Here is a 13212-nt window from a genome sequence, read left to right on the forward strand (position 1 = left end):
ACTCAAGCGTGCTGGCTGCGGATGGGCTCGTGGGCGATGGCTTATTCGGTTGGACGTGCGGCAATTTCCGCATCCAACTCTTGGAGCATGCTGCGGTATTCGGCCATCACGGCCGGGCCGTCGATGTTGTGCTTGCTGGCCGCATCCAACCAGGCTTGCTCAAAGGGCGCAGTGCGGTCTCGCACGGCCTCTACCAGTGCGGCATCGGCATCAATGATTTCAATCCCTTTGTCTTTGGCCAGTGCCAGGGATTTGTTGTCCGCGCCGCCCCAGGCGGCGCCTGCCAGGCGGGCTAGATGCTCACCGGAGAGGCGATCGATGATGGCGCGGTCCTGCTCGCTCAGCTTCTTGTAGCTGCGCTCGTTCATGATGAAACCGTGCGAGTCGCCGTACAGCCCGCCAGGAAAGCGGGTGATCGATTGCACGACCTCATCCAGGCGGAATGCCACCAGCGATTCAGCCGGCAGAAATACCCCATCGACAACGCCTGTGCTCAGTAGCTCGTAGGACTCAGGCGCGGGCTTGACCACGGCGTTGACGTTCAGCACCTTGGCCACATCAGCGGCCATGCCGCCGCCCAGGCGCACTTTGAGGCCGTTGAAATCCTCAATCTGACGCACGGGTTTTTTGCCCGACATCACCATTCCCGGGCCATGGCCGTACATGCCCAGCAATTGCACGCCGCGGTGCTCGCCTGCGCTTTTGAGGTATTTGTCGTAAATGCGCCAGGCCGCAACCGAGCGGGCTTCACCGTGCTCGCCGGTCAGTGGCAGTGTGCCCAGCTTGGTCAGCTCAAAACGGCCGGGGTAGTAAGCGTGCGAGATAAAGGCCAGATCGACCAGGCCATTGCGCACTGCGTCGTAGTGGCCGGCGGCATTGGTGACGGCTTTGGGCAGCAGGCGCGGTTTGACTCGGCCTTCGGTTTCCTTCTCGACTTCGGCCATCCACGGCACGATAAAGCCTGCGACCAGTGAATGGGTGGGCGGCAGCCATGATGAGACCGTCAACTCGACGGTTTCGGCGTGGCTGCTCAGCGGCATCACCATGCCGATGGCGATGCTTGCGGTAAGGACTAGTTTTTTCCAGATGGTCATGGGTGTCTCCTTCGTTATGCTTGAGTGAAAATCTCAGGGGGGCAATGCGTCTAAGAACGTGTTTACGATCTTTTCGCAGACCGCGTTGGAGCCCAAAAGGATGCAATGCGCGGCAAAAACCGCAGTCGGGCTATCTGCCCGGCGAGGATTTTTAACAAAGCAGTGCGCCTTTTGGGCTCCAACACTAAGGGCAAGGCACAAAAAAGCGCATTGCGGCGTTACCCGTTTTGCTCATACACACGTATGAGCTGCAACAGGCGCCTTGCACTGCCTCTTTTTTGTGCCTTGCGCGACTGTGAAAAGATCGTAAACACGTTCTAAGCCGTTTGTAAGGCTGCGGCCACCAGTTGCTGGCCACTGCCGTCATGCACAAAGCCCAGCGCGTTGGCTGCGGGTGTGTCTAGCTCTGGCCAGTTGGCAAACTGAGCTTCTATTTCAGGGACTGGTGCCCAGTCCACCAAATGGGCCAGTGGACGGCCCAGGTGTTGCTCCAGCGCTTGCACCAGCGCATTGGTGGTGAGGCGTTGGGCGGGCAGCGTGACGGCGCGGCTGCTGGGCCAGTGCGCGGCATCGGATTGCAACGCATGGATCAGTTGGGCCACGCAGCATGGCCGTGACAGCAGCCAATTGGTCGATTGTGGCGAAACGGGGCAGGTAAATCGCTGGCCTGCGGCCAGGCAGTGCAGGATGTCGCTGGAGAACGCTGACAGCGGACGGATCGATTGCTGCGGCCTGGCAAGCACTCCGGGCAAACGCACCGTGCGGCCATCGACCAGACCGCGCCGGGCGTAGTCGGCCACCAGCAGCTCGATCATGCGTTTTTGCACGCCGTAGCTCATGGTTGGGGCAATTGGTGTGTCGTCATCAACCCGTGCAGGCAGTGGCACGCCAAACACGCCAATCGAGCTGGCAAATACCAGGCGTGCCGGTTGTTGCTGCGCGGCCAGTCCTGCCAGCAAGGCCATTGAACTGTGCACATTGACCGCCAGTCCCAGTGCCAGGTCTTCTTCGGCGCGCTTGCTGGTGATGCCTGCCAAATGGAACACCCAGTCCAGTGGTTGGGCCAGCAACTGCGCCAGAATGTCTGGCTGATCCAGTGGGCCGGTCACGCGGCGCAGACGCGCGTCGCCTGTGCTCAGGCCACTGAGGTTGATGTCGTTGGCGATGATCTCGGTGATTGGCAGCGCTTGCTCACACAAGGCCTGCACCAAACCTTGGCCAATAAAACCGTTGGCACCGGTGATAAGTATGCGCATCAGTGCTCTCCTGATAAAGAGGGGTGTGGCGCCAATGGGGTGACCGTGCCGTCCTGTTGCAAAGGGTTTAGCCATGCAAGACCGGCTTCAAAGCTGTGGGCTGGGCGGTATTCACAGCCCAGGAAACCGTCGTAGCCGGTGGCGACCAGCGCATGCAGTGCCTGGGCGATGCCGTCTTCCTGCAGCTTGGGTTCACTGCGCAATGGGCCATGGGCGATTTGCACATGGCCAATGGCGGTGCGACAGGCTTGCAGTGTGGCCAGCAGAGGCAGCTGTTCGCGCAGGCTGTGGTAGATGTCGAACTGCTGGCGCAGCTGGGGGTGTGCAAAACTTTGCACAATCCGGTGGACCTCGTGTGGGTCGTGGTAGAGGTAGTGCGGGATGTCGTGGCGGTTCAGCGCTTCGAGCATCAGCACCAGCCCGGTGCCTTCGACCTGGCGCAAGGCCCATTCCAGATTGGCCAGTAACACCGATTCACTCAAGCGGTGCTGGGGCGAAGCTTGACCGGCCATCACGTGGATGGCTGTGGCGCCCAGCGCCTGGGCGGTGGCCATGGCACGCTGCAGGTCGCGCTTGAATTGGTTCTCTGCACCATCTACCGCTGCCAGCCCAAAATGGTCATCAACCGGGGTATTGATCAGAATGGCTTGCAGGCCTGCCTGACGCAATGCCGCGTCGTAGTAGGTCGCTGCGCGATCGTAGGGAAACAGAATTTCTGCATGGCGAAAGCCGGCGGCGGCGGCGCGTTCGCAGCGTTCGGGCCAGGCGGTAGCGGGCTCGAACAACAGGCTCAGGTTGGCGGCAAGTTGCATGGGCATGGCATCACTCCTTTGCGAAATCGGCTTGGCTGGCTGGGTGGCTGATGCAAACCACGGCCGATAAATCGGCCTCTGCCAGTCCCATGGCGACGGCTTGCCGCAGGCTTTGCTGCACATTCGCTGTCACCGGCATCGGCACGGCCCGTGCCTGTGCCTGGGCCATCACCGTGTCTACATCTTTGAGCATGGTTGCGACTGTGCCCAGCACGTTGTCCGGTGCTTGCAACATGCGCGGAGCAAACACGCGCAGCGGTGCTGAGTCGGCCCAGCCACCGGCAAACGCGGCTGGCAAACGCTCGGCTTGCACGCCCGCTTGGCGCGCCAGGCTCAAAGCTTCAGCCACGGCGGCCACGCAGGCCGAGACAATCACTTGGTTGCAGAGCTTGGCGGTTTGGCCGGCACCGACGGGGCCCAGCCAGGTCACGTTGGCTGCGTAAGCCTTGAGCGTGGCTTCTAGCTGTGCCAGCAAAGCGGCATCGCCGCCCACCATGATGGCGAGCTGGCCCGCTTGGGCGCCAGCGACGCCGCCGGAGACCGGTGCGTCCAGCCATTGCGCGCCATGGCCAGCGCGCAGGCGCTGGGCCAGTTCGCGGGTCGTGTCGGGGTTGATGCTGGAGTGGTCGACCAGCCACTGCCAGCCAGCCGTCTGCGTCAGGCCATCTGGGCCAAACACCACCTGCTCAACCGCTGCTGCATCGAGCAGGCATAGCAGTACACCGTCGACGCCTTGCGCGGCTTCGGCCGGTGTGGCGCAGGCCACGGCACCGGCGCTGACCAAGGCGTGGGCTTTGGCAGGCGAGCGGTTCCAGACACGCAGCTGGTGGCCAGCTGCCAGCAGGCGCTGGGCCAGTGGCGCTCCCATCAGACCCAGGCCACACAGTGCGAGCTTCATACGTCTTGCTCCGGTGTTTCGTACTGCCATTGCACGCCGCCGCTGTGGGTGACTGCGCCCTCGTGCGCGGGGCCGACCAGCTTCGCGTATTTCTCCATCGCGCCGCCCAATGGTTTGCGCGTTTGCACATGGGTGAGCGGTTCGGCCTCGCGCTGGGCCCATTCGGCGGCGCTGATCTCCAGGTTCAGCGTCCCGGCAACGGCATCAATGTGGATCAAATCGCCGTCGCGCACCAGCCGGATTGGCCCGCCAGCGGCGGCTTCGGGGCTGGCATAGCCAATGCACATGCCGCGCGTGGCGCCAGAAAAGCGCCCATCGGTCAGCAGCGCGACCGACTCGCCCTTGCCTTGGCCATAGATCGCTGCGGTGACGCTGAGCATTTCGCGCATGCCGGGGCCGCCTACGGGACCTTCGTTGCGCACAATCAGCACCTCTCCATCGTGGTATTGCTGGTTGGAAACGGCGCGCATACAGGCTTCTTCGTTCTCAAAAACGCGTGCTTTGCCGGTGAATTGCAGTTGTTTGAGACCGGCAATTTTCAGCAGCGCACCGTCTGGGCACAAATTGCCGGTCAATACAACTACGCCACCAGTCGGGTGCAGGGCTTGGCTGCAGGGCATGACGATTTGCCCGTCGGGCTCGGGAAAATCCTCGAGTGCTTCGGCCAGCGTTTGCCCCGTCAAAGTCAGGCAGTCGCCATGCAGGTAGCCTCCAGCCAGCAAGGATTTGAAGACCACAGGCGCGCCGCCAATGCGGTTCAAGTCTTTGGCCAGGTACACGCCACCGGGCTGCAGATTGGCCACCAGCGGCGTGCGTTCAAACACCTCGCCGACGTCCTTGAGTGTGAAGCGGATGCCGGCTTCGTTGGCAATCGCAGGGATATGCAAGGCCGCATTGGTCGAGCCGCCAGTGGCCGCAACAATCGCGCAGGCATTCTCCAGGCTTTTGCGGGTGACCAGGTCGCGTGGCAGTGGCCCGCCTTGCTCCAGAATCTGCATCACACGCAAGCCTGCTTGCCGCGCCACTGCCAGGCGCTGGCTGTACACGGCCGGCAGCATCGATGTGCCCAGTGGTGACAAGCCCAGTGCCTCGCCCACCATCGCCATGGTGTTGGCGGTGAATTGGCCGGGGCAGGCACCCGCTGTGGGACTGGAGCTGCATTCAATGCCGCGCAACTCCTCGCGGGTGATTTGGCCGGTTTGGTAGCGGCCCACGCCTTCAATCGCTGTCAGAATTGTGCGCTCGCTGCCATCGGGGCCGTGGCCTGGCAGCATGGCGCCGCCATAGACGAAGACCGAAGGCACATTGGTGCGCACCATGCCCATCATGATGCCGGGCAGGGTTTTGTCGCAGCCGGCAAAGCCGACCAGCGCGTCATAGGCGTGACCGCGAATCACCAGCTCGACGCTGTCGGCGATGGTCTCGCGTGAGATCAGGCTCATGCGCATGCCCAGGTGGTTCATCGAGGTGCCATCCGAGACGGAGATGGTGGAGAACATGATGGGCACGCCGCCGCCTTCGGCCACGCCCAGTCGGGCATTGTCCGCTTGCGTGCCCAGCGCCATGGAGCAGGGCGTGTTTTCGCCGGCGGTGCTGACAATGCCCACAAAGGACTTTTGCAGCGCGGCATCGTCCATGCCAGTGGCGCGCAGGAATGCGCGGTGGGGGGTGCGGCTAGCACCTTCTGTGACCATGCGCGAACGGTGTTTGTGCAGCATGTTTGTCTCCTTCTATCGTGGGCTTGCTTGAATGGCTTGTTGTTCAGTTGCGCCTGCCGCGCGCGAGGCGCTGGCTGGCGTAGGAATGCACTGGCAGCTGTCTGGCTGCGCGTCAATCTGATGGGCGATTGCACAACTGGTCAAATGGCCAGCTGATATCGGCTTGCAGGGCTTGTTTGGCGCCTTCGCTGTCGCCCGCGCGCAGGCAGGCAACAATCGCGTGGTGGTGGTCATCGACCGCCTCCCGTTCAATACCGCATTGCTCGCGTGCAGCGCGCAGGTAAGGGCCCGATTGCAGCCACAGGTTCTCAATCACCGCCAGCAAGACCTGTGAGTGGGCTGCGCGGTAAATCAAAAAGTGAAACTGCAGATTGAGCGCCAGGCTGGCGGTCAGGTCTGTGCGCACGCGCTGGATGTCAATGGCCAGTGCCTCGAGCGTGCTCAGCGCGGCGGCATCGAGCTGTGCGCAAGCCCATTCAATCGCCTGGCCTTCAGCCAGCAGGCGCACGCGGCGCAGGTCGAGCAGGCGATCTGCGGTGATCAGCGGCACGCGCATCGAGCGGCTGCGCATCGGCTCCAGCGCTTTTTGCGCGACCAGGCGGCGCAAGGCTTCTCGCACCGGCATCGTGCTGGTGTGCAAGTCGTCGGCCAACTCCTGAATGCCCAGCACTTGGCCCGCTTGGTAGACGCCGTAGATGAGCCGCTGGCTCAGCGTTTGGTAAACCGCATCGTTGACCGAGGTTGGGCTGATCGGTTTGAGCAAGGGCGAATAATCTGCTGGGTCGCTGTCGCGCTGCTGGAGTGGCTGCATGGTCAAATCTTTAGATTTTTGATGTTTGATCAAAGATCATAAAGACATTGTGCGAACTGTCACGCAGGGATTTCCCTTGATCCGTGTGAAAGGGGGCGTGGTGGCTGTGCCGCGCTGACTTGGCAGGATGATGGGCTTGTTGGTGCAGCACTTGGCTTGCCCTTGCCCTTAGCTGCGTACTGCGTGAATGCACGCGAAAACGACAATGCCTGTGCAATTGGCCTGGCGAGCCAAGCCAGTTGCACAGGCATTCAAAGGAGGGGGGCTGCGTGGATGCATCCCATGGGTTGGGAGGCTCAGCGCGGCGCTCTGCGATGGCCCGAGCGCGGCCTGGACTGACTTGCCACGCAAGCCTATCAAAAGACCGCGCGCATCCCAGCAGCGAGAATTGGCAGAGTTGCTCCCGGCTTAACCCACCAAGGTGGCGGGGCTGCCTTGCTTGCCAATCAGCAGGTATTCCATCAGTGCTTTTTGCACATGCATGCGGTTTTCTGCTTCGTCCCAGACGACCGATTGCGGCCCATCGATGACATCGGCATCGACTTCTTCGCCGCGGTGCGCGGGCAGGCAGTGCATGAACAAGGCGTCGGCCTGCGCCTGGGCCATCATTGCCGCATCCACTTTCCAGTTCGCAAAGGCTTTCATGCGCTTGGCGTTTTCTTCCTCGTAACCCATCGAGGTCCAGACGTCGGTGGTCACCAGGTGCGCGCCAATGCAGGCTTCTTGCGGGCTCTCAAAAGTCTGAAAGTGGGCTGGATCGGCCTTGGCGCCCAGCGCCAGTTTTTCGTCCAGCTCGTAGCCGTTAGGCGCGCTGATATGGAGTTTGAAATCCAGCAACTGCGCTGCCTGCAACCAGGTGTTGGCCATGTTGTTGCCATCGCCAATCCAGGCCACGGTCTTGCCTTTGATCGAGCCGCGGTTTTCGATGAAGGTGAAGATGTCGGCCAGAATCTGACAGGGGTGGAATTCGTTAGTGAGGCCATTGATGACTGGCACACGTGAGAATTCAGCGAATTTCTCCAGCTTTGTTTGCTCGTAGGTGCGGATCATCACCAAATCGACCATGCGGCTGATCACCCGCGCGCTGTCTTCAATTGGCTCAGAGCGGCCCAGTTGGCTGTCGGTGGTCGTCAGGTGCACGACCGAACCGCCCAATTGGTACATGCCGGCTTCGAAGCTCACGCGTGTGCGGGTGCTGGCTTTTTCAAAAATCATCGCCAGCGTGTGGTCGCTGAGGGTTTTGTGGTTGGTGTATTGCTTGAACATCTGCTTGAGCTGGGCGGCGCGAGCGAGCAGATAGGTGTATTCCTCGGCGCTGAAATCGCTGAATTGCAGATAGTGTTTGATGGTGCTCATGGCTAACCTTTTGGGGGGCGAGGCGCTGGCCGCGGCGCTAAAAGCGGGGCCAAGCGCCGGGCGGTTATTGCGGCTGGGCGAGAAATTGTTTGACGACAGGCAAAAGGCGCTCGGCCAATTCGTCGGCTTCTTGCTCGGTCATGATCAAGGCGGGCAGCAGTCGGATCACGCGATCAGCAGTGACACTGATCAACAGGCCTGCATCCGCCGCTTGCTGGATCAAGGCGCCGCAGGAGCGATTGAGTTCAATGCCGATCATCAGGCCTTCGCCACGAATTTCTACAAATTCGGGCAGCGCACTGAAACGCTCACGCAGCGCTTTGTGCAAGTGCGCACCGACGCGGACGACGTTGTCCAGCAGCTGGTCTTGCTCAATGATCTTGATCGTTTCCACGGCTGCGCGCATGGCCAGCGGGTTGCCACCGAAGGTCGTGCCGTGGTTGCCAGGTTGGAAAATGGTGGCGGCTTTGGGGCCGGCGATGACGGCACCAATAGGCACGCCAGAAGCCAGTCCTTTGGCCAGGGCGATGACATCGGGTTTGATGTCAGCCCATTGGTGGGCAAACCATTTGCCAGTGCGGCCCATGCCGCATTGCACTTCATCGAGCATCATCAGCCAGTTGCGCTCGTCACACAATTGGCGCACTTGCTTCAAGAATTCGATGCGGGCGGGGTGGATGCCGCCTTCGCCTTGGATGACTTCAAAAAATACCGCCGTGATTTCAGTCTCGTTGGCCGTGATGGCTTTGAGCGCTTCGATGTCATTGAGCGGCACGCGGATAAAACCTTCGACCAAGGGCAGAAAGCCGGCGTGAATTTTGGGGTTGCCAGTGGCCGACAGCGTGGCCAGTGAGCGGCCATGAAAGGCGTGTTCGCAAACTACGACCTTGGGCTGTTTGTAGCCGCGGTCATTGCCCAGTTTGCGTGCGAGCTTTAGCGCTGCTTCGTTGGCCTCAAGGCCTGAGTTGCAGTAAAAAACATTGGTCAGGCCCGATAGCTCAACCAGTTTCTTGGCCAGCTCTTCCTGACCAGGTACATGGTAGTAGTTGGAGCTGTGAATCAGTTTGGCCACTTGGTCTTGCAGGGCCGGCACCAGCTTGGGGTGGTTGTGACCCAGCGTGTTGACCGCGATGCCGCTGAGGCCATCCAGATACTCTCGACCGTTGGTATCCCATACTCGCACGCCTTGGCCTCGCTCCAGCGCGATGCTGACGCGGCCGTAAGTGTTCATGACATGGGGGGATGCAACGGGGGCATCGTGGCTCATAGCGTAGCTCCTTCAGCTGTGTGGCAAAAGAGCCATTCTATGCGAGGCATTCGCCTTGTTTGCCAATCTATTTGCAGGTGTTGGCGAACTGGGCGTCCATTGGCGTAGTGTCAGGGCGCTGCCATGCGAGATGCAATAACGGATGGGGTGTGTAGCAGGCATGCGGGGGCTTGCGGGTGCTTGGGAGAGCGGATCTTTAACGGGGCGTTGAATGGGCTGCTCGTCGCAGAAAGGCGACAATGCAGGCGACTTGGTTTGTCTGAACCATAGGGGCCACTTGCGAGCGGGCCAAAGTCGTGGGATAATTGCCGGCTTTTCAGCCTTATTGTGGGTTGAGAATTTGCTTTTGCTATGGGTTTTTGGGCGCTGCTGGTTGATTGAGGCTGGCGCGCTAGACGCCAGCGGCAGGGGCAAACGCTTGGGGCCTTGGCGCTGTGTGTATTTTTGCTTGCACAAGGCGTTTGGGTTTCAAGCACTGTTTTGAAATCACGTTTAGGAACTCGATTCAATGCCAACTATCAATCAGTTAGTCCGTCAAGGGCGCTCTGTTGAGACAGTTAAGTCCAAGAGCCCTGCGATGGAAGAGTGCCCACAACGCCGTGGCGTTTGCACTCGTGTGTACACAACAACTCCGAAAAAACCAAACTCCGCTCTGCGTAAAGTGGCCAAAGTGCGCTTGACCAACGGTTTTGAAGTGATTTCGTACATCGGCGGTGAAGGCCACAACCTGCAGGAACACAGCGTGGTGCTGGTTCGTGGCGGTCGTGTGAAAGACTTGCCGGGTGTTCGCTACCACATCGTGCGCGGTTCGCTCGACTTGCAAGGCGTGAAAGACCGCAAGCAGTCGCGCTCCAAATACGGTGCTAAGCGTCCTAAGAAAGCCTAATTGGTTTTTTGTTTTTCTCCGGTTCGCTCTAGGGCTGTCCCGGTTTTGTCATAGTTTTGTTTTACGGTGTCTGTCTGTTTTGACGAGCAGATGGGCGTAGTGGCCCAATTCAGTCAGTTGTGACTGGGGCCGAGTAAGTGCAGTACCTCGATGGTGCTGCAGGGCGCAAGCCAACTGAAGCAAATGTTTTGAGGTGAAAAATGCCACGTCGTCGCGAAGTTCCCAAACGTGAGATCCTGCCGGATCCAAAATTCGGCAATGTAGAGCTGTCCAAATTCATGAACGTGATCATGGAAGGCGGCAAAAAAGCGGTGGCCGAGCGCATCATTTATGGTGCCTTGGACATCATTGGTGAGAAGCAAAAAGACAAAGATGCGCTGGAAGTGTTTACGACCGCCATCAATAACGTCAAACCGATCGTGGAAGTGAAGTCCCGCCGTGTTGGTGGTGCTAACTACCAGGTTCCTGTTGAAGTGCGTCCTGTTCGTCGCTTGGCTTTGTCCATGCGCTGGATCAAAGAAGCTGCCCGCAAGCGCAGCGAAAAATCCATGGCTCAACGCTTGGCTAACGAGCTGATTGAGGCGACTGAAGGCCGTGGCGGTGCGATGCGCAAGCGCGATGAAGTGCACCGCATGGCTGAAGCTAACAAGGCGTTTAGCCACTTCCGCTTCTGATCTGACTTTTCTTTTTTTCAGACCTCAAGCCCGACCTGGCGGTTTCTTACGCTGGCGGGCTTTTGGTGATTTTTGGAGTAACTCCTTATGGCACGCAAGACCCCCATTGAGCGCTATCGCAATATTGGTATTTCTGCCCACATTGACGCGGGCAAAACCACAACGTCTGAGCGCATTTTGTTTTACACCGGTGTGACTCACAAACTCGGTGAAGTGCATGACGGTGCAGCGACTACCGACTGGATGGAGCAGGAGCAAGAGCGCGGTATTACGATCACCTCCTCCGCGGTGACCGCATTCTGGAAAGGCATGGACATGTCTCGCCCAGAATACCGTATCAACATTATTGATACTCCTGGCCACGTCGACTTCACGATTGAGGTTGAGCGTTCGATGCGCGTGTTGGACGGTGCTGTGATGGTGTATTGCGCCGTGGGCGGTGTGCAGCCACAGTCTGAGACTGTGTGGCGCCAAGCCAATAAACACAAAGTGCCTCGTCTGGCTTTTGTGAACAAGATGGACCGCACTGGTGCGAACTTCTTCAAAGTAGTCGAGCAGATGAAACTGCGTCTGAAAGCCAATCCTGTGCCAGTGGTAATCCCAATTGGTGCGGAAGATGGTTTTGAAGGCGTGGTCGACCTGATCAAAATGAAGGCCATTATTTGGGATGAAGCATCCCAAGGCATGAAGTTTGAGTACAAAGACATTCCAGCTGAGTTGCTCGACACGGCCAAAGAGTGGCGCGAGAAGATGGTTGAGTCGGCTGCAGAGGCCAGCGAAGCGATGATGGACAAATACTTGGAAGAGGGTGACCTGTCCGAGAAAGACATCATTGCATGCTTGCGTCAACGCACGATTGCGACTGAAATCCAACCAATGCTGTGCGGCTCTGCGTTCAAAAACAAAGGCGTTCAGCGTATGTTGGATGCGGTGTTGGACTTCCTGCCATCGCCTGTGGACATTCCAGACGTGGCCGGTGCTGATCCAGATGACGAAGAGCACAAACTCACACGCAAAGCCGATGACAACGAGAAGTTCTCTGCCTTGGCATTCAAATTGATGACTGACCCGTTTGTGGGCCAGCTGACCTTTGTGCGCGTGTATTCGGGTGTGCTGACCAAGGGCGATACGGTTCTCAATGCCACCAAAGGCAAAAAAGAGCGTATTGGCCGTATCGTGCAAATGCGCGCGAACGAGCGTATTGAAATCGAAGAGATTCGCGCTGGTGATATCGCCGCTTGCGTGGGTTTGAAGGACGTGACAACTGGTGAGACTTTGTGTGACACCGCCGCTCCAATCGTGTTGGAGCGCATGGTGTTCCCTGAGCCTGTGATTGCACAGGCGGTTGAGCCTAAAACCAAAGCTGACCAAGAAAAAATGGGCATTGCTTTGTCGCGCCTGGCCTCTGAGGATCCATCGTTCCGCGTGCGTACTGATGAAGAGTCTGGTCAGACCATCATTGCAGGTATGGGCGAGTTGCACTTGGACATCATCGTTGACCGCATGAAGCGTGAATTCGGCGTTGAAGCCAACGTAGGCAAGCCACAAGTGGCGTATCGCGAAACGATTCGCAAGACTGTGGCCGATGTAGACGGTAAATTCGTACGTCAGTCCGGTGGTAAAGGCCAGTACGGTCACGTGGTGTTCACATTGGAGCCACAAGAGCCAGGTAAAGGCTTTGAATTCGTCGACGAAATCAAAGGTGGTGTGGTTCCTCGCGAATACATCCCTGCGGTTGAAAAAGGCGTGATCGAAGCCCTGACATCCGGTGTTCTGGCTGGCTACCCAGTGGTGGACGTGAAAGTGCGTTTGACTTTCGGTTCCTACCACGATGTGGACTCGTCCGAGCAAGCGTTTAAGATGGCTGCTATCTTCGGTTTCAAAGAGGGTGCGCGTAAAGCCCAGCCGGTGATTCTGGAGCCAATGATGGCCGTTGAAGTCGAAACACCTGACGACTATGCTGGTACCGTGATGGGTGACTTGTCCTCACGCCGCGGCATGGTTCAAGGTATGGAAGCGATTGTCGGCGGTGGTCAAAACATCAAAGCAGAGGTACCTCTGTCTGAAATGTTTGGTTATGCGACCCAGTTGCGCTCGATGACCCAAGGTCGTGCCACTTACACAATGGAGTTCAAACACTACTCCGAAGCGCCGAAAAACGTGGCTGATGCCATCGTTGCAGCACGCGCTAAATAAATGTTTCTTTTGGTCTTTTGTATGCAGTGCGCTGAGTCGCGCTGCATACGGGACCGGTCTGCGATCAAGCGCCCTCGATGTTGCCCGTGGCGTGAGATCAGGCAGTTTGATGCAGACCTAAAACCGTATCACGGGCATGTTCTTTAATTCAAAGGAATCACAATGGCAAAAGCAAAGTTCGAACGTACGAAACCGCACGTTAACGTAGGTACTATTGGTCACGTTGACCACGGTAAAACCACTC

11 protein-coding genes and 1 pseudogene are annotated in these 13212 nt (G+C 58.7%); 4 read left to right on the forward strand and 8 right to left on the reverse strand.

Annotated elements, in window-relative coordinates; genetic code table 11:
• Positions 1-41: 41 nt before the first annotated feature.
• The 8 genes from E8K88_RS06550 to E8K88_RS06585 all read right to left on the reverse strand — a co-directional run bounded on the left by E8K88_RS06550 (position 42) and on the right by E8K88_RS06585 (position 9212).
• Positions 42-1094 (reverse strand): TRAP transporter substrate-binding protein, encoded by a 1053-nt coding sequence (locus E8K88_RS06550; protein WP_136405841.1) that lies wholly within the window; start codon positions 1092-1094, stop codon positions 42-44.
• 317 nt (positions 1095-1411) lie between these two features.
• A complete protein-coding gene (locus E8K88_RS06555) occupies positions 1412-2350 on the reverse strand; it encodes an NAD-dependent epimerase/dehydratase family protein (protein ID WP_168797262.1) in 939 nt (312 codons plus the stop codon).
• Positions 2350-3168, reverse strand: a complete 819-nt coding sequence (locus tag E8K88_RS06560; protein ID WP_168797263.1) for a hydroxypyruvate isomerase family protein — start codon at positions 3166-3168, stop codon at positions 2350-2352. The genes E8K88_RS06555 and E8K88_RS06560 overlap by 1 nt, the downstream gene beginning before the upstream one ends.
• A gap of 4 nt (positions 3169-3172) precedes the next feature.
• Entirely contained in the window at positions 3173-4060 is an 888-nt protein-coding gene (locus E8K88_RS06565) for an NAD(P)-dependent oxidoreductase (protein WP_136405844.1), read from the reverse strand.
• Positions 4057-5778 carry a dihydroxy-acid dehydratase gene (ilvD, locus tag E8K88_RS06570; protein WP_136405845.1) on the reverse strand — a complete coding sequence of 574 codons (1722 nt, stop codon included), beginning with the start codon at positions 5776-5778 and terminating at the stop codon, positions 4057-4059. The genes E8K88_RS06565 and ilvD overlap by 4 nt, the downstream gene beginning before the upstream one ends.
• A gap of 112 nt (positions 5779-5890) precedes the next feature.
• A complete protein-coding gene (locus E8K88_RS06575) occupies positions 5891-6589 on the reverse strand; it encodes a GntR family transcriptional regulator (protein ID WP_136405846.1) in 699 nt (232 codons plus the stop codon).
• A 408-nt stretch (positions 6590-6997) separates the two neighbouring features.
• A complete protein-coding gene (argF, locus tag E8K88_RS06580) occupies positions 6998-7945 on the reverse strand; it encodes an ornithine carbamoyltransferase (RefSeq protein WP_136405847.1) in 948 nt (315 codons plus the stop codon).
• A gap of 64 nt (positions 7946-8009) precedes the next feature.
• Positions 8010-9212, reverse strand: a complete 1203-nt coding sequence (locus E8K88_RS06585) for an aspartate aminotransferase family protein (RefSeq protein WP_136405848.1) — start codon at positions 9210-9212, stop codon at positions 8010-8012.
• A 508-nt stretch (positions 9213-9720) separates the two neighbouring features.
• Between E8K88_RS06585 and rpsL the strand changes: the two genes are divergently transcribed.
• From rpsL to E8K88_RS18175, 4 genes and pseudogenes are all read left to right on the forward strand, one after another.
• Positions 9721-10098: a 30S ribosomal protein S12 gene (rpsL, locus tag E8K88_RS06590; protein ID WP_136405849.1), complete on the forward strand. Its 378-nt coding sequence runs from the start codon at positions 9721-9723 to the stop codon at positions 10096-10098.
• Between the two features lie 200 nt (positions 10099-10298).
• Entirely contained in the window at positions 10299-10772 is a 474-nt protein-coding gene (rpsG, locus tag E8K88_RS06595; RefSeq protein WP_136405850.1) for a 30S ribosomal protein S7, read from the forward strand.
• A gap of 87 nt (positions 10773-10859) precedes the next feature.
• Complete coding sequence (gene fusA, locus E8K88_RS06600; protein WP_136405851.1) at positions 10860-12968, forward strand: elongation factor G; 2109 nt, start codon at positions 10860-10862, stop codon at positions 12966-12968.
• 162 nt (positions 12969-13130) lie between these two features.
• A pseudogene (locus E8K88_RS18175) lies at positions 13131-13212 on the forward strand (GTP-binding protein); the annotation flags it as partial.

This window comes from Lampropedia aestuarii, from assembly GCF_004803635.1.
In the GTDB taxonomy this organism is placed as follows: domain Bacteria; phylum Pseudomonadota; class Gammaproteobacteria; order Burkholderiales; family Burkholderiaceae_C; genus Lampropedia; species Lampropedia aestuarii.